The sequence below is a fragment of the Polaribacter sp. Q13 genome, assembly GCF_016858305.2.
Classification (GTDB): Bacteria; Bacteroidota; Bacteroidia; order Flavobacteriales; family Flavobacteriaceae; genus Polaribacter.
The window spans coordinates 2157147-2181247 of sequence record NZ_CP074436.1; the positions used below are offsets into that span (position 1 = coordinate 2157147).

Here is a 24101-nt window from a genome sequence, read left to right on the forward strand (position 1 = left end):
AACAACCTCAAACTAAGAGCACCAGATAAGCTTTCTAAACACCTATTTTCACTTATAGAAAAGCCTACAGGAATTAAACCCTTGGATATCTACCTTTGATTAAAATTATCAACAAATTCTATTGGTTGATAATTTGAAGTTCCACTCTACTTATTAGAAATCCTCTAAAGACCAATTATCTGTCTAATGTAAAACACAGTAAAGAGACGAACAGAATGCTTCCCTAGAGCAAAATAATCATACCTAAAGAGAGAAGACTCTATAGATACTAACGATAGATTTTCTAAATAACCTGACTTTTCACACCCATAAAACCCCAAATCAATACTTTTTTTTTTAAAAAAAATTATAATCACAAAAAAAAAGAGACGGTCTTTTTAGACAGCCTCTTTTTTTAAAATTTTATAGAAGTAATTTTTTTACTTTATATACAATACTTCTTTTACTGCTTTTATTACGTCTTTGTAATTAGGTATCCAAGTTTCTAATAATACAGGAGAATATGGAGCAGGTGTATCTGCTGTTGTAATTCTTTTTATTGGAGCATCTAAATAATCAAAAGCTTCATCTTGCACTCTGTATGTAATTTCTGTAGAAATACTTGCAAATGGCCAAGATTCTTCTAAGATAATTAATCTGTTAGTCTTTTTTACTGAAGTTATAATAGCAGCATGATCCATAGGACGCACTGTTCTTAAATCAATAATTTCAACAGAAATATTTTCTTTGGCTAATTCATCTGCAGCAGTATAAGCTTCTTTTATAATTTTTCCGAAAGAAACAATAGTTACATCTGTTCCAACTCTTTTTATGTCTGCAACTCCAATAGGGATAATATATTCTCCTTCTGGGATTTCCATCTTGTCTCCATACATTTGTTCAGACTCCATAAAAATAACCGGATCGTCATCTCTAATTGCCGCTTTTAATAAACCTTTTGCATCATAAGGATTAGAAGGTATAACTACTTTTAAACCTGGTGTGTTTGCAAACCAGTTTTCAAATGCTTGTGAGTGTGTTGCTCCTAATTGACCAGCAGAACCCGTTGGACCTCTAAAAACAATAGGACAATTAAATTGTCCGCCAGACATTTGTCTAATTTTTGCAGCATTATTTATAATTTGATCAATACCAACCAAAGAGAAATTAAAAGTCATATACTCTACAATTGGCCTAAGACCATTCATAGCAGAACCTACTGCAACTCCAGCAAAACCAAGTTCAGCAATAGGTGTATCTATAACACGTTTTGCACCAAACTCATCTAACATACCTTTAGATGCTTTGTAAGCACCATTATATTCTGCAACTTCTTCGCCCATTAAATAAATGCTTTCATCTCTGCGCATTTCTTCACTCATTGCCTCACAAATTGCCTCTCTGAATTGAACTGTTTTCATCTAGTATTAATTGTAATTAATAATTATAGACGCAAAAGTAAGGAAATTATGAGTAAAATAAATGTACTTTTATTGCAAATTAAAATAATTTACTATTTTGGTCAAAATATCTTTTTTCTGTGGTAAACAAAAGTTATTATTATTTGTTTATTTACTTGTTAACACGCTGTTTGTACTAAAATATGGCGCTAGACTTTCTTATATTTCTAACTATCTATTATGTTTCTTATATGCGCTTGTTTGTATGTCTGTTTTTATAGGAATTCATAAACTAAAATTATATTTTAATAAGCTAAAAAAATTTAATAGTTATTTTATATTCTTTTCTGTATTTATTTTTCTTTTTCTCCTTTTCATCAACTTAAGTATTGATGGATATTCATTAAATGTAGACAGATGGTCTGCAATGGAAATTGGTATAAAAAGCTTACTAGAAGGCAAATACCCATATGCCGTTTTAGATCATTTAGGTAATACCACATCTAATTTCCCTGGCCTATTCTACTTAGGACTTCCATTTTATCTTTTAGGAGACGTAGGCCTACTACAACCCTTTACTTTGTTACTATTATTATTTTTTTTGTTTAGACTAAAAATAGAAAATTACCAAAAAGTTATTGTACTAGCTTTGTTATTATTTGCTCCAGCATATTATTGGGAAATAATTGTAAAAAGTGATTTTATGAGTAATAGCATTTTACTCTTATTATTTATTTCAACCTGGAGCAGTAAATTTGGAAAAGATATTTTTAAAAAAGGAATATTCTTAGCAATTATTTCTGCTTTTTTTGTATCAACAAGAGGTACTGTAATCATTCCACTAACGTTATTTTTATTTTCATCATTTATAAAAACAACAACCTATAAAAAAGTATTATTTTCTTCAGTTTTTATAATATCTCTAGTATTAATTTCTTTACCTATTTTTATAAACTTACCAAATTTTGATTTTATAATTGAACACAATCCGTTTAATCATCAAACAAGATATGCTCCTCAATTTTTAATAATTACAGCATTAATAATACCTTTTATTTTATCTTTTAAAATAAGCAAAACAAGCGATGTTTTTCTATATACCATATACATTTTAGGTGGACTGGTGGGTATTTCTTTTATTCTTAATTGCATAGAAGAAGGTTTTGATCAAAATATTTATGGAAACTTGTTCGACCTCTCCTATCTTTCAATTGTGCTACCGTTTATCCTTTTTTATTTAATGGAAGAATATCAAAATATAAAATTAAACTAAAAGTTAAATAATTAAAAAAAATACTATGCATGCATAGTATTTTTTAAAAAAATTACGTATTTTCGTTCCCGATAAAAAGTATAAAAATAAAATTTTATGAAAATATTGGTTTGTATTAGTCACGTTCCTGATACCACATCTAAAATTAATTTTGCAGAAAACGATACAAAGTTTGATACAAATGGAGTTCAGTTTGTAATTAACCCTTATGATGAGTTTTGCTTAACTAGAGCCATGTGGTTTAAAGAAAAACAAGGAGCTTCTGTAACAATTGTAAATGTTGGTGGGGCAGAAACAGAACCTACATTGCGTAAAGCCTTAGCAATAGGAGCAGATAATGCAATTCGAGTAAATGTAAATCCTACAGACGGGTTTCAAGTAGCAAAAGAATTAGCTGCCGTTGTAAAAAGTGGCGCGTATGATTTAGTATTGGCAGGAAAAGAATCTGCAGATTATAATGGTCAAATGGTTCCAGGAATGTTAGCAACTTTAACCGATTTTAATTTTATAAACGGTTGTGTTGGTATAGAAGTAGACGGCACAAATGTTTCTGTACAAAGAGAAATTGATGGAGGTAACGAAACTTTATCTACCAATTTACCTTTAGTTATTGGAGGTCAAAAAGGAGTTGTAGAAGAAAAAGATTTGCGCATACCAAATATGCGTGGAATTATGATGGCTCGTAAAAAACCTTTACAAGTTATAGAAGCTGTTGGTGCAGAAGCATCCACAACTATTCAATCTTTTGAAAAATTAGCACCAAAAGGAGCCGTAAAATTAGTAGACGCAGACAATGTAGATGAGTTAATTAGCTTATTACATAATGAAGCAAAAGTGATTTAATCAGAGATTAAATCATTCTGAACTTGTTTCAGAATCTATAAAAAAAAGTGTAACTGTTTAAGCGTTGAATTGTGTAACTGTAAAAGTTACAATCCAACAATTACACGATTAAACAAATACACATTTAAACAATTTTAAAAAAAATAATTTGTTGGTATAGGAAACTAAAAACTATATACTAACAACTAAAAACTATATATAATATGTCTGTTTTAGTTTTTGCCGAATCATCGGAAGGAAAATTTAAGAAAACTGCTTTAGAAGTAGTTTCATATGGAAAAAAAGTTGCAGAACAATTAGGTACTAATGTTGTTGCATTAACAATAAACGCAAGCGATTCATCAGAATTATATACCTACGGAGCAGAAAAAGTAGTTTCCGTAACTAACGATGCTTTAAATACATTTAACGCAAAACAATATGCAGCTGTAGTTACAGAAGTAGCAAAAGCACAAAATGCAACAGTTGTAGTTGTAGATTCTAGTATAGATGGTTTGTATATAGCACCAATTGTAGCTGTAAACTTAGAGGCAGGTTGTGTTTCTAATGTTGTAGCTGCACCATCAAACACCAATCCGTTTACTGTAAAAAGAAAAACTTTTTCTAACAAAGCCCTTTCAAACACCGTAATTTCTACGGATCATAAGGTTATCGGACTTGCAAAAAATTCTTTTGGAATTCATGAAAATGTTGTTGCAGGTACTACAGAAACTTTTGAAGCTACGATTGTAGCATCTAAAGTAAAATCAGAAAAAGTAGAAAGAGTTACTGGCAAAGTAACCATTGCAGATGCAGATATTGTTGTTTCTGGCGGTAGAGGTTTAAAAGGACCAGAAAACTGGGGCATGATAGAAGAATTAGCCAGTATTTTAGGTGCTGCAACAGCATGTTCTAAACCCGTTTCAGATTTAGGATGGCGTCCACACTCAGAACACGTTGGGCAAACAGGTAAACCTGTAGCAGCCAATTTATATATTGCCATTGGTATTTCTGGAGCAATTCAGCATTTGGCAGGAATCAACGCATCCAAGGTAAAAGTTGTAATTAACACAGACCCAGAAGCACCGTTTTTTAAAGCGGCAGATTATGGTATTGTTGGTGATGCTTTTGAAGTTGTACCAAAACTAATCGAAAAATTAAAAGCTTTTAAAGCGTCTTAAAATCTTTTGGGCGTGCCCAAATTATTTAAAGTATATTCTTAGAAACTTATCAGAAGTAAAATTTTGATAAGTTTTTTTTATCAACTTTTATCAAAACCAAAATAATTTCGTCAGGCTTTTCGCACTCGCTTTTTTATTTTAAAAGAAAAATAAAAAGAGCTCAAACAGTTGCTTCAATCCTTCACGCAATAGTAATTGTCACTTTTTAAAGAAATATCAGTATTAACCTATTATTTTTATTAAATTGTGCCCTCTAAAAAGTTTGTAAAAATAACTTCAAAAAATTTTACATTTTTTTTTAGATTTACGTAAATAAATTTATGAGTTTAATACAATTAACTATAAAAGGTATTTCTTACAGTCAAACTCAAAGCGGTGCTTATGCGTTGGTTTTAAGCGAAATGGAAGGTACAAGAACTTTACCTATTATTATTGGAGCCTTCGAAGCACAATCTATTGCCATTGCTTTAGAAACAGAAATTAGACCTCCAAGACCACTTACACACGATTTATTTAAAACATTTTCAGACCGTTTTTCTGTCAAAGTAAAAGAAGTAATTATCCATAAATTAGTAGATGGTGTATTTTTTTCTAGCTTAGTTTGTGAAAAAGACGGTGTAGAAGAAATCTTAGATGCAAGAACATCAGATGCAATTGCTATAGCTGTTCGTTTTCAGGCACCAATATATACTTATGAAAATATTTTAGAAAAAGCAGGTATTTTTCTAAAGATAGAAGAAGAATTTGGTATTGAAGATACTTTAGAATCTGAAGAAGACTCTTTAGATTTAGATGCGTTAATCATTAAAAAAGAAGCTTCTTTTTCTGCTGTAAGTTTAAAAGAGCTTCATGAACAATTAGATAGTGCAGTTTCTGATGAAAATTACGAATTAGCTGCAAAAATTAGAGACGAAATTAGTAAACGCTCTTAATATTATTAGTACACATTATGAAAAAAATATTTATTGCCGTTTTCTGCTTGTTTTCAATTTCAATTTTTTCTCAAAATACAGAAACAGTTTCCGCTGTAACAGAAATATTACCTAGTCAAGGTTTTTCTTTAGAAAGTTTGTGGAGAGGAATTTTAGGAATCGTGTCATTAATAATTATATCATTCTTATTTAGCGCAAATAAAAAAGCAATCGACTGGAAAACTGTTGGTTTAGGATTGGCTTTTCAATTAATAATTGCAATAGGTGTTTTAAAGGTAAGTTTTATTCAACATGGTTTTGAATTTGTAGGAGGTATTTTTGTTAAAGTTTTAGATTTTACAAGAGCTGGAAGTGAGTTTTTATTTGCAGGTATGGTAGGTGATATGAATAAATTTGGATTCATTTTTGCTTTTCAAGTTTTACCAACAATTATCTTTTTTTCTGCACTTACATCTCTTTTATTTTATTTAGGAATTATTCAAGTTATTGTAAAAGGTTTTGGTATTGTATTATCTAAAGTATTAAAAATTTCTGGAGCAGAAAGTCTGTCTGTTGCAGGAAATATTTTTTTAGGTCAAACAGAAGCTCCTTTACTAATAAAAGCTTATTTAGAAAAAATGAATAAGTCAGAAATGCTATTAGTAATGATTGGTGGTATGGCAACTGTAGCAGGTGCTGTATTAGCTGCTTACATAGGATTTTTAGGTGGTGATGACCCCGTTTTAAGATTACAGTATGCTAAACATTTATTAGCAGCATCTGTAATGGCGGCACCTGGAGCAATAATTATTTCAAAAATATTATATCCTCAAACAGAGAGCATTAATACTGATGTAGAAGTGTCTTCAGATAAAATTGGAGCTAATATTTTAGATGCAATTGCAAACGGTACAACAGAAGGTTTGCGTTTGGCAGTAAATGTTGGTGCTATGTTGTTAGTTTTTGTTGCTTTTATAGCAATGATAAACTATGGTTTTACATCTTTAGGTAGTGTAACTGGTATTAATGATTGGATTGTACAAAACACTGCTTATAAGGAGTTAACCTTAGAGTTTATTTTAGGATATATATTTGCGCCTTTAATGTGGTTAATTGGTGTTGCTGTAGAAGATATGGCACTTATGGGACAGTTACTAGGAATAAAATTAGCTGCTAGTGAGTTTGTGGGATATATACAATTAGCAGAATTAAAAAACGTAGCAAATGCAACGCATTTAACTTTTAATAAATCTGTTATTATGGCAACGTATATGTTGTGCGGTTTTGCCAATTTTGCTTCTATAGGTATACAGATTGGAGGAATTGGTTCTCTTGCTCCAGGTCAACGAAAAGTTTTATCAGAATTTGGAATGAAAGCCTTAATTGGTGGTACCATAGCTTCTTTAATGTCTGCAACAATTGCAGGTATGATTATTGGGTAAAAAAGTTGTAATTGTTTAAACGTTTACACGTAGCTCAACTAAACAATTACACAACTAAACAATTAAACGATTAAACAATGCATCAATATCACGACTTAGTAAAACACGTTTTAGAAAACGGAAACGAAAAAGGAGATAGAACAGGTACCGGAACAAAAAGTGTTTTTGGCTATCAAATGCGTTTTGATTTAAGTAAAGGTTTCCCAATGGTAACAACCAAGAAATTACACTTAAAATCTATTATATATGAATTGCTTTGGTTTATAAAAGGCGATACAAATATTAAATACTTACAAGAAAATGGTGTAAGAATTTGGAATGATTGGGCAGACGAAAATGGAGATTTAGGTCCGGTTTATGGACATCAATGGCGTAATTGGAATAGTGATGAGATCGATCAATTAAAAGATGTAATTTCCACTTTAAAAAATAACCCTAATTCTAGAAGAATGATGGTTTCTGCTTGGAATCCGTCTGTGATGCCAGATACCTCTGTTTCTTTTTCGGAAAATGTAGCAAATGGAAAAGCAGCTTTACCTCCTTGTCATGCATTTTTTCAGTTTTACGTTGCAGATGGTAAATTATCTTGTCAGTTATATCAAAGAAGTGCAGATATCTTTTTAGGAGTTCCTTTTAACATTGCCTCTTATGCCCTATTTACTATGATGATTGCACAAGTTTGTGGTTATGAGGCTGGAGAATTTATTCATACTTTTGGAGATGCACATATCTATAACAACCATAAAGAACAATTTGATATTCAGTTAGCTAGAGATATTAGACCTTTACCAAAAATGAAAATAAACCCAGCAATAAATAATATTGAAGATTTTACTTTCGAAGATTTTGAGCTGTTAGATTATACCCCTCACCCTCATATTAAAGGTAAAGTTGCTGTATAAACTAAAAAAAAGATAATGTAGATAAAAAAAAAGAGCTTTCAATTAATTAATTGAAAGCTCTTTTTTTTTATATCCGTAACGTTGCTATTATAAATTTAACACGCTATTTTCTGCTCCTGCAAAGTCATTCCATGCAAGTCCATCTGCTTCTTGTTCGTTTGTGTAAGCACCGTCTATTAAGTATTTAAACTCGTAAGACTTTCCAGATTCTAAATCTACAGTACCTTTAAAAGAGCCATTTTTCAATTTCTTTAAAGGAGTTGCTTTTTCATTCCACTCGTTAAAGCATCCTACTACTGATACTTTTTTAGCTTCTTCAGCTGGTACAGTAAAAGTTACTTTACAAACTGGTTTACTTTTCAAAAATTGTTTTTTAATTGCCATAATTATTCTATTCAAAATTTTAAGTAAAAATATATAAGTATATACTTATAAGCATCATAAAATTGTAAGAATATGAAATAATTATCAGTTTTATAAAATGAATATATGAATTATTGATAATTCCAAATAAAAGGGAATTTAAATTGTTGTTTATATAAAAAAAGAGGTTTTCCTTTTTGCTTGATTTTCAGTTATTTCGCATCGAAATCGTATTCGTCAATGAATAAATTTCACTTAAAGTGCCCTTAAAACATCAATTCTAAAGAGAATTACTTTATTTTCGTTTAAAAAATAAGATTCTATGATTACAATTATAGCGGCTATTGCAAAGAATAATGCTTTAGGTAAAGACAATGATTTAATTTGGCATTTACCTGCTGATTTAAAACGATTTAAAAAAATAACTACCGGACATTACATTTTAATGGGTAGAAATACTTTTGAGTCTATAGGAAAACCTTTGCCAAATAGAACTACCATTATAATTACCAGAAATAAAAACTATTTTAAAGATGGTTGTTTAATTGCAAATAGTATAGAAGAAGCTATAACGTTAGTGGAAAATAAAGATGATGTTTTTATAATTGGTGGCGCTCAAATTTATAAAGAAACCCTACAAAAAGGATTGGCAGATCAATTAGATATCACTTTAGTGCATAAAGAATTTGAAGCAGATGTTTATTTTCCGGAAATAGATTTAAAAATTTGGAAAGAAACAAACAGAGAAGATTTTACAGCAGATGATAAAAATAAATTTGATTATAGTTTTGTAACTTATACCAATTTAACCAGATAACCTTTCAGTAAATTATCGCTTTTATTAAGATTAAATTGGTAGTACAATAAAAAAACTTATCTAATTCTTCCAGTCCTAAAACCACCACCTAAATTCATTTTATACTTTTTTTGGGCAAATAAAAAGTAATTAAAAAGTTTATAATTTACATCATAACCATAGTCTATAGTTGATTGATAATCAATTATGTTTTCATAAATACTAGAGTTATATTGATTTAAGTTTCTAGCTCTGTTATTCCATTCTAAAACCCAAACTCTATTTCTAGCTTCTAGGTAAGATTGAGAATAATATCCTTCTGGTTGTGCTACAGAATTTAAAAACAACGTAAAACCAGGGTCTATTATAATTACTTCGTACTCTAAACTATCATTAGCAATAACAACAGGTTCTTCTGTTTGTGAAGTATTCTTTTTTATAGGTGATGAACCACAAGCCCAAAAAAAGATTCCGATAGAAAATAATAAGATTAATTGTTTAATAAGTTTCATAATATCTAAATATATTAAAATTATATAAGTTTTTCATGATTGATAATGAATATTTCACCATTTGCATGAACTGTTACTCAAAAGTAGTTGTGTTATTTCAGTTAAAAAAACAAGAATGAGTAAAACCCTTCTTTTAGTTAGTTAACGTGAATTTTAAATCAAAAATTATTTCACAGATAATTGATTTTTAATTGATTTAATATTATTTTTCAACCTTAATAATAAAAGAATGAAACAAAGATGCTTTTGGGTAACAAATAGTGAATTGTATAAAAAATATCATGATGAAGAATGGGGTACACCCGTTTACGATGATAAAACGTTATTTGAATTTTTGATCTTAGAAACTTTTCAAGCGGGTTTAAGTTGGATAACAATTCTAAATAAAAGAGAAAACTTTAGAAAAGCTTTTGATAATTTCGATTATAAAAAGATTTCAAAATATCCAGAAACTAAGTATGAATCTTTATTGCAAGATACAGGTATCATAAGAAATAAATTAAAAATACGAAGTACCATAACAAATGCTCAATTATTTATAGAAGTTCAGCAAGAATATGGTTCTTTTTCAAAGTTTATTTGGTCTTATGTAAATGAGAAACCTATTATCAATAAATTTGAAAAGAAAGAAGATGTTCCTGCAACGACAGAACTTTCAGACAAAATTTCTAAAGACCTAAAAAAACGTGGATTTAAATTTGTGGGATCTACTGTTATATACGCCTTTTTACAAGCCACAGGTTTGGTAAATGATCACACAATAGATTGTTTTAAATATATAAATTAATGAACGTTTTTTCAATTCCAAAATCAGATTTTAAAAAAATAACTAACATCTTTAATCGAGAAATTGGTCGGTTTGTATTTTTTGTTTTTCTCTTGTTTTTTGACAGTATTTATTTTGCTGAAAATGTAACAAATTCGCAAATATTGATTAATATTTTAATGGTTGCAGGGTTTTTTAAAATGTATTTTAGGTCAAATCCAAGAACTAAAGAACTGATGATTTACGCAGTAATTTTAGGTTTTATTGGCGAATATTTTTTTTCTCGTGGTTTGCATATGTACACTTACAGATTAGAAAATGTACCATTATATGTTCCTTTAGGTCATGCAGCTTTATATGGAAGAATTTTTATGTTTACTAAATCGTCTGTTGTTAGAAAATATGATAAAAGTATTGTACAATTTTTTGCAGTTTGTATTTCGATTTTAGCAATTACTTCTTTAATTTTCTTTAACGATGTTTTTGGGTTTGTAATGACAATTTGTATTTTTTTATTGCTTTGGAAAAAACCAAAAGATAGATTGTTTTTCTTTTCGATGTATATTTTAGTTGTTATTCTAGAAATTGGCGGAACAGCTTTTGGGTGTTGGGAATGGCCAGATACTGCATTTGGAGTTTTTAAGTTTTTACCAAGTAATAATCCACCAATAGGAATTAGTTTACTCTACTTTTTATTAGATATTGGTTGTTTTCTTATTTATACACAACGCCATAAAATTGCATGGAATCGGTTAAAAAACATTCAAAGAAATCAGGCATAAAATTCGTACATTTATACTTCAATTATAAATGAAGTAAAATGAAAATAAAACAAATAATTTATGCCTTTTCAGTAGCTATTCTATTAGCTTCTTGTTCATCAGAAAAGAAGAGTGAAGCAGTAGAGGTAACAACTGAATTTAATCATTTTGTAGAACAATTTGCAGATATTAAAGTATTGCGTTACAAAATACCAGGTTTTAAAGAACTTACTTTAAAAGAAAAAAAACTTGTTTATTACTTAACACAAGCAGGTTTATCTGGTAGAGATATTATGTGGGATCAAAACTATCGTTATAACTTAAGTGTTAGAAAAGCTTTAGAAAGTATCAATAAAAATTATACTGGAGATAGAGAAAGTAAAGACTTTATAGCCTTTAAAACGTATTTAAAAAGAGTTTGGTTTTCTAACGGAATTCATCATCATTATTCTAATGATAAAATTAAACCAGAATTTTCACAATCTTATTTTACAAATGATTTATTAAAAAATTCAAACACTAATTTATCATCAGAAATTGTAACTATTTTGTTTAATGATGAAGAGGATAAAAAAGTGACTAAAAAAGCTGGAATTGATAATATTTTATCTTCTGCCATTAATTTTTACCAATCTGATATTACAGATAAAGAAGTAGCTGATTTTTATAAAACGGCTTATAAAGGGCCAAAAGATCAACCAATTGAAGCCGGTTTAAACTCTAAATTAGTAAGAGAGAACGGAAAGTTGGTAGAAAAAGTTTGGAAATCTGGCGGAATGTATGGTGCTGCAATAGACCATATTATTGGTTGGTTAGAAAAAGCGCAAGCCGTTGCAGAAAATGATAAACAAGCAAATGCTTTAGGTTTGTTAATAAAATATTACAAAACAGGTAGTTTAGATGTCTGGGATCAATATTGTATTGCTTGGGCAACATCTACAGAAGGAAATATCGATTGGATTAACGGTTTTATAGAAGTATATAACGACCCAAAAGGATATAGAGGTTCTTATGAAACAGTGGTTCAAATTAAAGATTTTGATATGTCTCGTAAAATGAAAGTTTTATCTGACAATGCACAATGGTTTGAAGATAATGCTCCACTAGACCCAAAACATAAAAAAGAAAATGTGGTTGGAGTTTCTTATAAAACTGTAAATGTTGCTGGTGAAGCAGGAGATTCATCGCCTAGTACTCCAATTGGAGTGAACTTACCAAACAACAACTGGATTCGTCAACAACATGGTTCTAAATCTGTTTCTTTAGGAAATATAATCGGAGCCTATAATAATGCAGGCGGAACAGGACGTTTAAAAGAATTTGCAAATGATGAAGAAGAAATTAGATTGGAAGAAAAATACGGACAGATTGCCGATAAATTACATACAGCTTTACATGAAGTTGTAGGGCACGCTTCTGGTAAAATAAATGCTGGTATTGGTCAACCTAAGGAAACATTGCAAAATTATGCTTCTACAATGGAAGAAGGGCGTGCAGATTTAGTTGGTTTGTATTATTTAATGGATCCTAAAATTCAAGAATTAGGTTTAACAGATAATTGGAAAGAAACAGGAATGGCTGCCTATGATGGTTATATTAGAAACGGATTAATGGCGCAATTAATAAGAATTAATTTAGGTGATGATTTAGAAGAAGACCACATGGTAAACAGACAATGGGTTTCTGCTTGGGCTTTTGAGCATGGAAAGAAAGACAACGTAATAGAAAAAATTGTAAGAGATGGTAAAACCTATTTTAATATAAATGATTACAATAAATTAAGAGAAATTTTTGGAAGTTTACTAAAAGAAGCACAACGTATAAAATCTGAAGGTGATTTTGAAGCTGCTAAGAAACTAGTTGAAGGCTACGGAGTAAAAGTAGATCAAAATCTACATAAGGAAGTTTTAGAAAGAAATGCACAATTTAAATCGGCTCCTTATAGTGGTTTTGTAAACCCTGTTTTAGTACCAGATGTAGATAAAAACGGACAAATTTTAGACGTTAAAGTAACACAGCCTAAAAGCTTTGAAGAACAAATGTTATTCTATTCTAAAAATTATAATTTCTTAGGAACGAAAAATTAAATTCATTTTTTTCATTAAAATCAGTCATCTGGTAGATATATTTTAATATAAAACAGAATCATAACTAAGGTTATGGTTCTGTTTTATATTTTTGTTTTTTAAAACTTTTTAAATTGTCATAGATAATAGAAACAATCCATATTATTACAAAATTAAAATCTCCCCTATTCTCTATTTCACTATATTCAATCCGAATATTATTTTATTAAGTAAGAAACTAAATAACACACCGACTAAAGAATAATTTATAAACTAATGCGTTATTTAATTTCTTAAAACAACAAGAATTATTTTTAAACATGAAATACAAATTTATACTAATTTGCACCCTTTTTGTATCTATCTCATTACTAGCACAAACAAAAGTAAAAGGGATTATTACAGACACAAATAATATACCGCTTCCTTATTGTAGTATACAATTTAATGGTTCTACAGAAGGAACTACAAGTAATGAAAACGGTGGTTTTTATTTAGAATCTAAAGATAATTGGAAAGAAATAGAGATCTCTTTTATTGGTTTTAAAACATTAATAGTAACTTTAGAACAAAGAATTAACTACAATTTAAAACTTACGCTAGAAGAAGAGACAGACGCTTTAAAAGAAATTATAATAGTAACAGGAAAACAACCTAAAAAAAACAATCCTGCAATTGATATTCTTAGAAAAATTTGGGCGCAAAAGCGTAAAAACGGATTAAGTCATTTTAATCAATATAAATATAAAAAATATGAAAAAGTAGAATTTGATTTAAATACTATTGATGATAAATTAAAGAAGAAAAAAATATTTAAAGGGCTAGAATTCGTTTTTAAAGATGTAGACACTTCTAGCGTAACAGGAAAAACTTTTTTACCCGTTTTTTTAAACGAAGGCCTTTCTGAAGTTTATGGTGATAATATTCTAAACAAAGAAAAAGAAGTTTTAATAGCCAATCAAAACTCTGGTTTTAGTACAGAACAGCAACTTATCGATTATGTAGATGATCTATATTCTGAATACAATATCTATGATAATTATTTAAAAATTTTTGATAAAAGCTTTGTGAGCCCATTATCAAAAACCGGAATCAACAATTACAATTACGTTTTAGCGGATAGCTCTTTTATAGACAAAAAATGGTGCTACAATATTATTTATTACCCTAGAAGAAAAAACGAACTTACTTTTAAAGGTAATTTTTGGGTTAATGATTCTACTTTTGCTGTAAAGGAAATAAATTTACAAGTAGTAAAAAACGCCAATATAAATTGGGTTAAAGATGTATATATAGAACAAGAGTTTGAGCTGCTAAACGATTCTATTTTTGTTTTAAAGCGAGACTTTTTATTATCAGATTTTGCACTTAGTAAAAAAGACAAATCTAGAGGTGTATATGGTAAAAAAACTACTATTTATAAAGATTATGTTTTTAATCAACCTTTAAAAGATGAAAGCTTTTATGATAAAAAAGTTTTTAACCAAAATAACGACTCTACCTACAGTATGTCTAGAACATTTTGGGATAAAAATAGATTAGAAGCACTAAATAAAAATGAAAAAGGAATCTATAAATTAATAGATACCTTAAAAACGGTTAAAAAATTTAAAAACATTAATAAAGCTGTTCAGACCATGTATTCTGGATATTTTGAAATTGATGCCTTAAATATAGATTATGGTCCTATTTTTTCTACTTTTGGTTATAATGATGTAGAAGGATTACGAATAAGAGTTGGTGGTAGAACCTATAAATCTACAAATGATTTGTTTAGACTAGAAGCATATACGGCTTATGGCTTAAAAGATGAAAATCTAAAATATGGATTTCAGGCAAAATGGCTTCTAAACAAAAAAAATAGACTTATAATTACTAGTGGTAAAAAGCATGATATAGAACAAATTGGAGCTACTTTAACAGCAAATACAGATGTTTTAGGAAGAAGTGATGGTTCTTCATCTTTAATAGGAACAGGTACCAATGATAAATTAACAAACATTAACATTACTACGCTTACAGGAGAAATTGAACCAACCCCAAATTTAATCTTGAAGCTTTCTGCAAATTACAAAACACTAAGTTCTGCTTCAGATACATTTAGTTTAGACTACAATGATGTTACTGCATCATCAGGAATTTCATCAAAAATAAGACAATTAGAAACCGTATTTTCCATAGGCTACTACCCTAAAAGAAAAATGTCTGGTTTTGGAGTGCAAAGAGAACCTGCAAATACTAATTACACCCAATATTTTACGCAAATATCCAAGGGAAGTAAAGATATTTTTGGTAGTGATTTTGATTATACTAAAGTTCAAGTTTCTTTATTTAAACTATGGGAAATAGGCGGACTTGGTCGATTAAAAACCTCTTTAGAAATAGGACAAACTTTTGGAGAAGTTCCTTTAGGCTTATTAAGTGTTGCTCCAGGAAATCAAACTTATTTTATATTTAACAATACCTTTAACCTATTAAATTTTTATGAATTTGTAACAGATAAATACGCTTCCTTTCATTTAGAGCATAATTTTAATGGAAGAATATTTTCTAGAATTCCTTTATTAAAAAAGACCAAATTGAGAACAGTTATAGGATTTAAGACTTTTTTAGGAGCCATCTCAGACAAAAACGTAGCACTTAATACAACTGGTAATAGTGCAGAAACAACTTTAACAGCACCGTCTCAAGACCCGTATTACGAATATAGTGTTGGGGTTGCTAATATTTTTAAATTGTTACGTGTAGACTTTAACTTTAGAGGAAATTACTTTGATAATACAGAAGCTCGAAAATTTGGAATAACCGCAGGTATAAGGTTTAATTTTTAAAAAATTAAAAACAAATACTTATTTTTAATTTATCTTAATCGAAAACCTTTGCGTAAATTTATGCCGTAAAACATAAAATAAAATTTAATTTATAACTATTTTTGTGTAAAACCAAAAAATGAAAGAACCTAAGACAATGAGTAAAGAACCAAAAAAACAAGTAACTTTTGATGTACTTATAGAAATACCTAAAGGAAGTAGAAATAAATACGAATATGACTTTACACTTCATAAAATTAGATTCGACAGAATGCTTTTTTCTTCTATGATGTATCCTGGTGATTATGGTTTTATCCCTGAAACATTAGCTTTAGACTCTGATCCATTAGATGTATTAGTTTTAGGACATCAACCTACTTACCCAATGGTGGTAATGGAAGTTAGACCAATTGGTGTTTTTTATATGACTGATGAAAAAGGACCAGATGAAAAAGTAATTTGTGTGCCTGTTTCTGACCCTATCTGGAGTAACAAAGAAGATATTGCAGATTTAAACCCACACAGATTAAAAGAAATAGAACATTTCTTTCAAGTTTATAAAGACTTAGAAAAGAAAAAAGTTGATACCGGTGGTTGGGGAGATGCTACAGCAGCCATTAAAATTTATGATGAATGTGTAAAACGTTATGACGAAAGCGAACACAAGAAAAAAAGAACATTTACAATCTAGTAAATAACCATAAAAGTAAAAAACACCTTAAAATTTAAGGTGTTTTTTTTTGATTGAAATTTAAAAAATTAATGCTATCTAATATCGATTAAACCTATTAAAAAAAGTATAAGAATATCCAAATTCGATAGAGCTCACCAATAAAGATGACATAAGTCATAGTATAGATAATATAATTTAAGCCCCAATTAAATATATAATCTTTAATTTATATAGGCTTTTTTTATCAATTTAATTTAACTATTTTTAACAGTATTAAAAAAATTAATAATTTAAATGAACTAACTAATATGGAATTAATAGTAAAATTTTTACCACTATTTGGTGTGGTAGCATTAATATTCGTTTTTCTAAAAAGCGGTTGGGTATCCAAACAAGAAGTTGGTGATGAAAAAATGGCACGAATTGCTAAAAACATCGCAGATGGAGCAATGGCTTTTTTAAAAGCTGAATACAAAGTTTTAGCCATTTTTGTGATAGCAGTAGCTATCTTGCTTTTCTTTAAAGGAAACACAGAAGTAGGCTCTAACGGAATGGTTGCAATTTCTTTTATCATTGGAGCAATTTGTTCCGCTTTAGCAGGTTTCATAGGAATGAAAGTAGCTACAAAAGCAAATGTAAGAACTACAGAAGCCGCAAAAATATCATTAGGAAAAGCATTAGAAGTTGCTTTTGCTGGTGGAGCTGTAATGGGTTTAGGTGTTGTTGGTTTAGGAATTTTAGGCTTAAGTGGCTTATTTATGTTCTACCAAAGCATGTGGCCTGGAGCAGAAAATTTATCTATGGTATTAAATGTACTTTCAGGATTTTCATTAGGCGCTTCCTCAATTGCATTATTTGCACGTGTTGGCGGTGGTATTTATACAAAAGCTGCTGATGTTGGTGCAGATTTAGTAGGTAAAGTAGAAGCGGGTATCCCAGAAGACCATCCATTAAACCCTGCAACTATTGCAGATAATGTTGGTGATAATGTAGGTGATGTAGCTGGTATGGGAGCAGATTTATTTGAATCTTATGTTGGCTCAATCATTGGTACAATGGTATTAGGTGCATTCATCTTAACACCAAGTTTTGATGGCTTAGGAGCCGTTTATTTACCTTTAGTTCTTGGAGCCGTGGGTATCTTAATGTCTATTTTAGGTACATTTTTTGTAAAAGTAAAAGATGGGGGAAATCCTCAAACTGCCTTAAATATTGGAGAATTTGGTTCTGCAGGTTTAATGGTTGTAGCTTCTTATTTTATAATCACCGCTTTAATTCCAGAATCTATACAGGGTTTACCTTTTGGAGCTATGGGTGTTTTTAAAGCAACATTAGCCGGTTTAGTAGCTGGTTTGGGTGTAGGTAAAATAACAGAATATTATACAGCTACAGGTAAAAAACCTGTTATGTCTATTGTAAAACAATCAGAAACAGGAGCGGCAACCAACATTATTGCTGGTTTAGGTGTAGGTATGATGTCTACAATGATCCCTATTCTTTTAATTGCTGCTGCTATTATTGTTTCTCATTATTACGCAGGCTTATACGGAATTGCAATTGCAGCTGTTGGTATGTTGGCAAATACAGGAATTCAGTTAGCAGTAGATGCTTACGGACCAATTTGCGATAACGCCGGTGGTATTGCTGAAATGGCAGAATTACCAAAAGAAGTTAGAGAACGTACTGATAAATTAGATGCTGTTGGTAACACTACTGCAGCTGTAGGTAAAGGATTTGCAATTGCTTCTGCTGCATTAACGGCTTTGGCTTTATTTGCTGCCTTTATGAAAACTGCTAATGTTGTTGCTATTGATGTTTCACAGCCTAAAATTATGGCTGGTTTATTAGTTGGTGGTATGCTACCATTTGTATTTTCTGCATTATCTATGAATGCTGTGGGTAGAGCTGCAATGGCTATGATTGAAGAAGTTCGTAGACAATTTAGAGATATTCCAAAATTAAAAGCGGCCTTAGAAGTGATGCGTAAGTATGATTCTGATATGACAAAAGCTTCTAAAGAAGATAGAGCTATTTTTGATGCTGCTGATGGTGTGGCTGATTATGGAAAATGTATTGATATTTCTACAAAAGCATCAATTAGAGAGATGGTGTTACCTGGTTTATTAGCTATAGTTGTTCCTGTTGCTGTTGGTTTTATTGGTGGTGCCGAAATGTTAGGAGGTTTATTAGCAGGTGTTACAACTTGTGGTGTTTTAATGGCAATCTTTCAATCTAACGCAGGTGGTGCTTGGGATAATGCTAAAAAAACAATTGAAGAACAAGGTGAAAAAGGATCGGATGCTCACAAAGCTGCTGTTGTAGGAGATACTGTTGGAGATCCATTTAAAGACACTTCTGGACCTTCTTTAAATATTCTTTTAAAATTAATGTCTGTAGTGGCTTTAGTTATTGCTCCTAGTATTGCTTTAAATAGTACTGCAATGTCAGATTACAATACTAAGAAAGAAGTAAAAGTAGAGATTACTCAAACTTCTGGAGATTTAGCCATGGCTACAATTACTACGACAAAAACCATTGATGGAGTTGTTTCTGAAGATATTCAAAAAATAGAAGGAACAGTTGCTGAAATTGAAAAGAAAGCGAAAGAAGCTGGAAATATTGTTTCTGTAAATGTTATTAAAAACAAGAAACAAGCAAGTATTAAATAGTAAAAATTCATATTTAAATTCATAAAAAAGCATCCTTCCGAAATTTTCGGGATTGGATGCTTTTTATTTTTATAAGAAAGATGAAACAACAATATATAAATTGAAATTTAATCTTAATACTATATTTTTTTTCTTCCAGTAATTAGAGATAATAAGAAAAGGATAATGAATATTACAAAAATTATTTTAGCAATTCCTGCTGCAGCTCCTGCAATTCCTCCAAATCCTAAAACACCTGCTATTAATGCAATTATTATAAAAGTGATTGTCCAACGTAACATAATTTTAAATTTTTAAATGAACGTTTGTTTCCTTTTAAGATGCCAAACGATGTACATCTTTACTATACTTAATTTCTTTTATGTAAAAATATAGAAATAGTAACATTCTTTTGAATGCATATACTTTAAATCTTAACTCATTAAAGTTCTAATCCTCTATCAAGTTTTAATTGATACTTTAACTAATGATAAAAAAGACATTCTTTTTATTAAAATTTAAACTATTTTTAAACTTTCTATAGAGCATCTATAAATTGTACTTTTAAATTCTTTGCACCCATGATTGATATTGAAATAATTGCTGATAGTGACAAAGATTTACTTCAGCAAATTGCTAAAAAAATAGGAGGCTCTATAACTAGTAATTGGAGTGAAAATGTACTTACAATTAATAATGAAAATGCAACTGGTAGTATTCGTTTTATCCCTTTTGATTGGGGAGTAAACTTGTTAGATTTTGATATTAAGTTGCACAAAGAGTTTATTTTTAAAATTCAGGCTGTACCAGAATTTAATCCTCTTCGGTTCATGTACTCTTCTCTTGGCTTTTTTAAACATCGCTTTGGTATCGACAATAAAGAAAGTAAAATTGACCAATTTCAATCCTTAATTTTTACGAACAAAACTGGCGGCTATAATTATATTCATTTGCCAAAAAATGAAAAAGTAGAAATTAATCTAATTGAAATAGTAAGAAAGAAGTTTTTAAAAAAAAGAACTACAAATGTTTCTACTTTAAATGAAAAATTATACGAAGTTTTTGTAGATACAGATCATGATTATCGATTTATAAATTACGGAACTCTTAATTTAAAAATGGCAGATATAATTTCCCAAATAAAAAATGTAAAAGGAAAAGGAATGTTACGCATTCTTAAAATTGAAGCTAGAGTTTATGAGGTTTTATCAATGCACATACAGCAACACAACAGACTTTTAGATGGTGTAACTTTACCTAAATCACTTACCAAAAATGAACTAAAAATAGTTCGTAAATTCGGAAAGTTAATCGTAAAAAATCCTGCAAAAAATTACACTTTAGAAAACCTTTCTTTAGATTCTGGCCTAACACAAGCAAAGCTGCAAGATGGTTTTAAATTTTTATACAATAGAACTGTTACCGAATACATCAGACATATTCGTTTAGAATCTGCTAGAGATTTGCTAAAAAACACCGATTTAAATATCTCTCAAATTGTATACAGTATTGGATTTAGCAGCAGAAGTTATTTTTCTAAAATTTTTAGAGAAAAATATGGCATTACTCCAAACGGATTTAAAAAGAAACTATTAGCCGTAGTTTAAATTACCTGCTATTTAAAAATTTTCTTTATAAACATTAATGTTCCAAACTTGCCAAAAGCAGAGACAACATTACTAATAATACTAATAGGCTTTATACTTTCCTCAAAGTCATTTTTTACCATTTTAAGTTCTTCCAAAGCAATTTGCTTTTCAAGAGAAAGTTGTCTTAAATGATTATTTATTTCTTTAAAACTTTTATATGTTTTCATTTCCTATTTTTTAAAGGTTTGTTTACTAATCATAAAATATTTTCGAAACTTTAGATATTACTTTTTTATCAAAAGAACCCTTTAGAAAATAAATTAGCAAAGAAATAATTAGAAAAAATAATCCCACAAACAAATACCCTAAAGCTGTATTTTCTAGAAATTCTCCTAAAGCAATTGCAGAAGAAAACGCCAAAAACACAAAGCCTAAAACCGCCAAACTACCAATAATAAAAAATTTTACAATGGTACTTAGTGTTAAGGCTGTTACTTGAAAAGCCTTTAACTTTGCATAGTCTAAACTTTTAGAAACATACTCTTTACTAGCATCAGAGCCTTTATCTGCCGTATTTTTTATATTGTCTAAAACGTTCATCTATTAGGCAGATTTTTGTAATTTTTTATTTTTCTCTTTCAACTCCTTTAATTTTTTTTCTAATGTAGAAATAACATCTTCTGCTTTATGACTAACGTTAGAAACCACCTCTTCTAATTGATCATCTAATGTTTCTTTTTTACTTGAAACTGATGAAGAAACCTTCTCTGTTAAATCACTTGCAGTATCAACTATTTTATCTTTAGCTGCCAACGCTTCTTCAGAAATTCTCTTTCTAGTTTTCACTCCTTTATCTGGTGCAAATAATATTCCTAATGTTGCTCCTATTACGGTTCCTGCTAATAATCCTACTACTGTATTGCTATTATTACTCATAATTTTAATTGTATTTAAGGTTAAATAAATTTAGTGTGTATCACTTATACAAAAGTACAATAAAAACAACCTAAGCATTAACTCAATAAATTTAAATATTAGCTCAAACAAAAAAAAACACCTCAAATTGAGGTGTTTAACTAAAAAAAACTAAAAATCACTAAAATGCATACCGTTGCGGTCCACCTCTTCGAATGTCTTCGCTTGCAACTTCTTCAAATTGCGTAAAATTATGTCTAAAAGCATTAGATAACTTAAAAGCAGTTTTATAATAAGCTTCATCATTGTTCCAAGTTGCTCTTGGGCTTAATAAATCTGTAGGAACTCCAGGACAACTTCTTGGTTGCGCCACTCCAAAAACAGAATGTATATGGTAATCTTCATATCTATAACTACCTAAATCGCCATTTAAAACAGCCGTAATCATTGCTCTGGTATATTTTAAAGGCATTCTTCTACCAACTCCATATTGTCCGCCAGACCAACCTGTATTTATCAACCATACATTTACACCCGCATCTTTCATTTTTTTACTTAGCATTTCTGCATATCTTGTAGGATGCAATGGCATAAAAGGTGCTCCAAAACAAGCTGAAAAACTCGGAGTTGGTTCTGTAACTCCTGCTTCTGTACCTGCTACTTTTGCAGTATAACCAGATATAAAATGATACGCTGCTTGGTTAGGCGTTAACTTAGAAATTGGAGGTAAAACGCCAAATGCATCCGCAGTTAAAAAGAAAATATTCTTTGAATTTTTCCCTATGGATGGTACTTGTATATTTTCTATATGATGAATTGGGTAACTCACCCTTGTATTTTGAGTAATAGAAGTATCCGAAAAATCTACAACACCTTGATCATCCATAACCACGTTCTCTAAGATTGCTCCTTTTTTAATCGCTGCAAAAATTTCTGGTTCTTGTTCTGCGGATAAATTAATCACTTTTGCATAACAGCCACCTTCAAAATTGAACACCGTATTTTCTGCCGTCCAACCATGTTCATCATCACCAATTAAACTTCTATCCGGATCTGTAGATAAGGTTGTTTTTCCCGTACCAGATAATCCGAAGAAAATTGCAGTATCTCCATCTTTACCAACGTTTGCAGAACAATGCATGGGTAACGTATTTCTATAAACTGGTAAAATAAAGTTTAGCGCAGAAAAGATTCCTTTTTTAATTTCACCAGTATATCCTGTTCCCCCAATTAGTGCTATTTTTTTACTGAAATTTAAAATAGCAAAATTATGTTGACGAGTGCCATCTACAACCGGATTTGCCATAAAACCAGGCGCATTAATTACAGTCCATTCTGCAGTAAAATCTTCTAATTCTTTTTCTGTAGGACGTAAAAACATATTGTAAGCAAACATATTGCTCCAAGGATGCTCATTAACAACTCTAATATTTAATTGGTAGTTTTCATCTGCACAGGCATAACTATCTCTGACAAAAATTTCCTTTTCAGATAAATAATCTACAACTTTAGCATACTAAGCATCAAACTTTTCAGACTCAAACGGAATGTTGACATCACTCCACCAAACCTCATCTTTGGTTACTTCATCTTTCACTATAAAACGATCTTTAGGCGAGCGTCCTGTAAACTCTCCTGTATTCACTGCAATTGCTCCTAAAGAAGAAACTACTCCCTGCCCCTTTTTAAGTGTTTCTTCATGCAATTCATCTGAACTTAATTGATAGCGAACTGTTGCATTTTTGATTCCTAGACTATTTAACGAAATCGATTTCGTATTTGTATCTACCATATCAATATATTTAATTATTTATAGATTAACTGCGGACAAAATTACACAATAATTTCAAACAGCAATATATATTGACAAAAAATTATCAAATTATTTACTTTTACGATGTTTTTTTAAGAATATCATAATCATTAAAACCCAACCAATCATCAATGTTAAACCTCCTAAAGGAGTAACAAACCAAATAGATTTTGCTGTGATAGAAGTTAAATGAATCGCATAAATAGAGCCCGAAAAAAGCAGAATCCCAAAAAAGAAAACATAGCTAATCTTATTTTTTTGTGAAGTAGTAAAACCATCATAAATATTAACAAATAACAAGACAATAACATGATACATTTGATAACGTACCGCCGTTTCAAAACTAGACAATTCTGAAGCTGTCAAAATTTCTTTTAAAGCATGTGCCCCAAAAGCACCTAAAACAATGGCTAACATTCCTAAAACGCATGTAATAACTAAATTTTTAAACATTTTAAATCGATTTTAGCAAAAGTAAT

The 24101-nt window shown here is 29.9% G+C and carries 22 protein-coding genes and 1 pseudogene; 14 read left to right on the forward strand and 9 right to left on the reverse strand.

All coding sequences use genetic code 11. The features are described from left to right. Nucleotides 1–419: 419 nt before the first annotated feature. A complete protein-coding gene (locus JOP69_RS09120) occupies nt 420–1400 on the reverse strand; it encodes a pyruvate dehydrogenase complex E1 component subunit beta (RefSeq protein WP_203394178.1) in 981 nt (326 codons plus the stop codon). A gap of 244 nt (nt 1401–1644) precedes the next feature. On the opposite strand from JOP69_RS09120, the gene JOP69_RS09125 reads away from it, so the two are divergent. From JOP69_RS09125 to JOP69_RS09150, 6 genes are all read left to right on the forward strand, one after another. After that, nucleotides 1645–2652, forward strand: a complete 1008-nt coding sequence (locus tag JOP69_RS09125) for a hypothetical protein (RefSeq protein ID WP_203394179.1) — start codon at nt 1645–1647, stop codon at nt 2650–2652. Nucleotides 2653–2748: 96 nt separating this feature from the next. Further along, nucleotides 2749–3495: an electron transfer flavoprotein subunit beta/FixA family protein gene (locus JOP69_RS09130; RefSeq protein ID WP_203394180.1), complete on the forward strand. Its 747-nt coding sequence runs from the start codon at nt 2749–2751 to the stop codon at nt 3493–3495. Nucleotides 3496–3698: 203 nt separating this feature from the next. Continuing rightward, a complete protein-coding gene (locus tag JOP69_RS09135; RefSeq protein WP_203394181.1) occupies nt 3699–4655 on the forward strand; it encodes an electron transfer flavoprotein subunit alpha/FixB family protein in 957 nt (318 codons plus the stop codon). Between the two features lie 320 nt (nt 4656–4975). Then, nucleotides 4976–5587: a bifunctional nuclease family protein gene (locus tag JOP69_RS09140; protein ID WP_203394182.1), complete on the forward strand. Its 612-nt coding sequence runs from the start codon at nt 4976–4978 to the stop codon at nt 5585–5587. A gap of 17 nt (nt 5588–5604) precedes the next feature. Continuing rightward, nucleotides 5605–7008, forward strand: coding sequence for a NupC/NupG family nucleoside CNT transporter (locus JOP69_RS09145; protein ID WP_203394183.1), 1404 nt, complete (start codon nt 5605–5607; stop codon nt 7006–7008). Nucleotides 7009–7085: 77 nt separating this feature from the next. Next, nucleotides 7086–7910 (forward strand): thymidylate synthase, encoded by an 825-nt coding sequence (locus JOP69_RS09150; RefSeq protein WP_203394184.1) that lies wholly within the window; start codon nt 7086–7088, stop codon nt 7908–7910. 87 nt (nt 7911–7997) lie between these two features. Here the strand turns inward: JOP69_RS09150 and JOP69_RS09155 are convergent, their stop codons facing one another. After that, nucleotides 7998–8294, reverse strand: a complete 297-nt coding sequence (locus JOP69_RS09155) for an isoamylase early set domain-containing protein (protein WP_203394185.1) — start codon at nt 8292–8294, stop codon at nt 7998–8000. 301 nt (nt 8295–8595) lie between these two features. Between JOP69_RS09155 and JOP69_RS09160 the strand changes: the two genes are divergently transcribed. Beyond that, nucleotides 8596–9090, forward strand: a complete 495-nt coding sequence (locus tag JOP69_RS09160; protein WP_203394186.1) for a dihydrofolate reductase — start codon at nt 8596–8598, stop codon at nt 9088–9090. A 56-nt stretch (nt 9091–9146) separates the two neighbouring features. On the opposite strand, the gene JOP69_RS09165 is transcribed toward JOP69_RS09160, so the two are convergent. Further along, nucleotides 9147–9581: a DUF6146 family protein gene (locus tag JOP69_RS09165; protein WP_203394187.1), complete on the reverse strand. Its 435-nt coding sequence runs from the start codon at nt 9579–9581 to the stop codon at nt 9147–9149. Nucleotides 9582–9810: 229 nt separating this feature from the next. Here JOP69_RS09165 and JOP69_RS09170 point away from each other — a divergent pair, with 229 nt between their 5' ends. The 6 genes from JOP69_RS09170 (at nt 9811) to JOP69_RS09195 (ending at nt 19326) form a co-directional block, all read left to right on the forward strand. Continuing rightward, on the forward strand, nt 9811–10368 hold the full coding sequence (locus JOP69_RS09170) for a DNA-3-methyladenine glycosylase I (protein WP_203394188.1): 558 nt from the start codon (nt 9811–9813) through the stop codon (nt 10366–10368). Further along, nucleotides 10368–11129 (forward strand): hypothetical protein, encoded by a 762-nt coding sequence (locus JOP69_RS09175; protein WP_203394189.1) that lies wholly within the window; start codon nt 10368–10370, stop codon nt 11127–11129. Before JOP69_RS09170 ends, JOP69_RS09175 begins: the two co-directional genes overlap by 1 nt. 38 nt (nt 11130–11167) lie before the next feature. Further along, nucleotides 11168–13195 carry a dihydrofolate reductase gene (locus tag JOP69_RS09180; protein WP_203394190.1) on the forward strand — a complete coding sequence of 676 codons (2028 nt, stop codon included), beginning with the start codon at nt 11168–11170 and terminating at the stop codon, nt 13193–13195. A gap of 299 nt (nt 13196–13494) precedes the next feature. Next, the gene (locus JOP69_RS09185; protein WP_203394191.1) at nt 13495–16005 is read left to right on the forward strand and encodes a DUF5686 family protein; all 2511 of its coding nucleotides are present in this window, start codon (nt 13495–13497) and stop codon (nt 16003–16005) included. A gap of 136 nt (nt 16006–16141) precedes the next feature. Beyond that, complete coding sequence (locus JOP69_RS09190) at nt 16142–16675, forward strand: inorganic diphosphatase (RefSeq protein ID WP_203394225.1); 534 nt, start codon at nt 16142–16144, stop codon at nt 16673–16675. 290 nt (nt 16676–16965) lie between these two features. After that, complete coding sequence (locus tag JOP69_RS09195; RefSeq protein WP_203394192.1) at nt 16966–19326, forward strand: sodium-translocating pyrophosphatase; 2361 nt, start codon at nt 16966–16968, stop codon at nt 19324–19326. A 119-nt stretch (nt 19327–19445) separates the two neighbouring features. Here JOP69_RS09195 and JOP69_RS09200 read toward each other — a convergent pair whose 3' ends face one another. After that, complete coding sequence (locus tag JOP69_RS09200) at nt 19446–19607, reverse strand: DUF1328 family protein (RefSeq protein ID WP_203394193.1); 162 nt, start codon at nt 19605–19607, stop codon at nt 19446–19448. A gap of 279 nt (nt 19608–19886) precedes the next feature. Between JOP69_RS09200 and JOP69_RS09205 the strand changes: the two genes are divergently transcribed. Beyond that, entirely contained in the window at nt 19887–20912 is a 1026-nt protein-coding gene (locus tag JOP69_RS09205; RefSeq protein WP_203394194.1) for an AraC family transcriptional regulator, read from the forward strand. A gap of 8 nt (nt 20913–20920) precedes the next feature. On the opposite strand, the gene JOP69_RS09210 is transcribed toward JOP69_RS09205, so the two are convergent. From JOP69_RS09210 to JOP69_RS09230, 5 genes and pseudogenes are all read right to left on the reverse strand, one after another. Continuing rightward, nucleotides 20921–21121 carry a DUF6327 family protein gene (locus JOP69_RS09210; protein WP_203394195.1) on the reverse strand — a complete coding sequence of 67 codons (201 nt, stop codon included), beginning with the start codon at nt 21119–21121 and terminating at the stop codon, nt 20921–20923. A 25-nt stretch (nt 21122–21146) separates the two neighbouring features. Continuing rightward, nucleotides 21147–21494 (reverse strand): hypothetical protein, encoded by a 348-nt coding sequence (locus tag JOP69_RS09215; RefSeq protein ID WP_203394196.1) that lies wholly within the window; start codon nt 21492–21494, stop codon nt 21147–21149. Nucleotides 21495–21497: 3 nt separating this feature from the next. Continuing rightward, complete coding sequence (locus JOP69_RS09220; RefSeq protein ID WP_203394197.1) at nt 21498–21830, reverse strand: YtxH domain-containing protein; 333 nt, start codon at nt 21828–21830, stop codon at nt 21498–21500. A 160-nt stretch (nt 21831–21990) separates the two neighbouring features. Beyond that, nucleotides 21991–23601, reverse strand: a pseudogene (gene pckA / locus JOP69_RS09225) (phosphoenolpyruvate carboxykinase (ATP)). 90 nt (nt 23602–23691) lie between these two features. After that, nucleotides 23692–24075, reverse strand: coding sequence for a DUF423 domain-containing protein (locus tag JOP69_RS09230; protein WP_203394198.1), 384 nt, complete (start codon nt 24073–24075; stop codon nt 23692–23694). Nucleotides 24076–24101 lie beyond the last annotated feature (26 nt).

What these genes read in the sequence shown, in the direction of transcription:
- JOP69_RS09120 (WP_203394178.1), bottom strand. Translation starts at nt 1,400, where the DNA reads ATGAAAACAGTTCAATTCAGAGAGGCAATTTGTGAGGCAATGAGTGAA.
- JOP69_RS09200 (WP_203394193.1), bottom strand. Translation starts at nt 19,607, where the DNA reads ATGTTACGTTGGACAATCACTTTTATAATAATTGCATTAATAGCAGGT.
- JOP69_RS09135 (WP_203394181.1), top strand. Translation starts at nt 3,699, where the DNA reads ATGTCTGTTTTAGTTTTTGCCGAATCATCGGAAGGAAAATTTAAGAAA.
- JOP69_RS09130 (WP_203394180.1), top strand. Translation starts at nt 2,749, where the DNA reads ATGAAAATATTGGTTTGTATTAGTCACGTTCCTGATACCACATCTAAA.
- JOP69_RS09190 (WP_203394225.1), top strand. Translation starts at nt 16,142, where the DNA reads ATGAGTAAAGAACCAAAAAAACAAGTAACTTTTGATGTACTTATAGAA.
- JOP69_RS09220 (WP_203394197.1), bottom strand. Translation starts at nt 21,830, where the DNA reads ATGAGTAATAATAGCAATACAGTAGTAGGATTATTAGCAGGAACCGTA.
- JOP69_RS09210 (WP_203394195.1), bottom strand. Translation starts at nt 21,121, where the DNA reads ATGAAAACATATAAAAGTTTTAAAGAAATAAATAATCATTTAAGACAA.
- JOP69_RS09230 (WP_203394198.1), bottom strand. Translation starts at nt 24,075, where the DNA reads ATGTTTAAAAATTTAGTTATTACATGCGTTTTAGGAATGTTAGCCATT.
- JOP69_RS09155 (WP_203394185.1), bottom strand. Translation starts at nt 8,294, where the DNA reads ATGGCAATTAAAAAACAATTTTTGAAAAGTAAACCAGTTTGTAAAGTA.
- JOP69_RS09185 (WP_203394191.1), top strand. Translation starts at nt 13,495, where the DNA reads ATGAAATACAAATTTATACTAATTTGCACCCTTTTTGTATCTATCTCA.
- JOP69_RS09180 (WP_203394190.1), top strand. Translation starts at nt 11,168, where the DNA reads ATGAAAATAAAACAAATAATTTATGCCTTTTCAGTAGCTATTCTATTA.
- JOP69_RS09160 (WP_203394186.1), top strand. Translation starts at nt 8,596, where the DNA reads ATGATTACAATTATAGCGGCTATTGCAAAGAATAATGCTTTAGGTAAA.
- JOP69_RS09145 (WP_203394183.1), top strand. Translation starts at nt 5,605, where the DNA reads ATGAAAAAAATATTTATTGCCGTTTTCTGCTTGTTTTCAATTTCAATT.
- JOP69_RS09175 (WP_203394189.1), top strand. Translation starts at nt 10,368, where the DNA reads ATGAACGTTTTTTCAATTCCAAAATCAGATTTTAAAAAAATAACTAAC.
- JOP69_RS09170 (WP_203394188.1), top strand. Translation starts at nt 9,811, where the DNA reads ATGAAACAAAGATGCTTTTGGGTAACAAATAGTGAATTGTATAAAAAA.
- JOP69_RS09205 (WP_203394194.1), top strand. Translation starts at nt 19,887, where the DNA reads ATGATTGATATTGAAATAATTGCTGATAGTGACAAAGATTTACTTCAG.
- JOP69_RS09215 (WP_203394196.1), bottom strand. Translation starts at nt 21,494, where the DNA reads ATGAACGTTTTAGACAATATAAAAAATACGGCAGATAAAGGCTCTGAT.
- JOP69_RS09125 (WP_203394179.1), top strand. Translation starts at nt 1,645, where the DNA reads ATGTCTGTTTTTATAGGAATTCATAAACTAAAATTATATTTTAATAAG.
- JOP69_RS09195 (WP_203394192.1), top strand. Translation starts at nt 16,966, where the DNA reads ATGGAATTAATAGTAAAATTTTTACCACTATTTGGTGTGGTAGCATTA.
- JOP69_RS09165 (WP_203394187.1), bottom strand. Translation starts at nt 9,581, where the DNA reads ATGAAACTTATTAAACAATTAATCTTATTATTTTCTATCGGAATCTTT.
- JOP69_RS09140 (WP_203394182.1), top strand. Translation starts at nt 4,976, where the DNA reads ATGAGTTTAATACAATTAACTATAAAAGGTATTTCTTACAGTCAAACT.
- JOP69_RS09150 (WP_203394184.1), top strand. Translation starts at nt 7,086, where the DNA reads ATGCATCAATATCACGACTTAGTAAAACACGTTTTAGAAAACGGAAAC.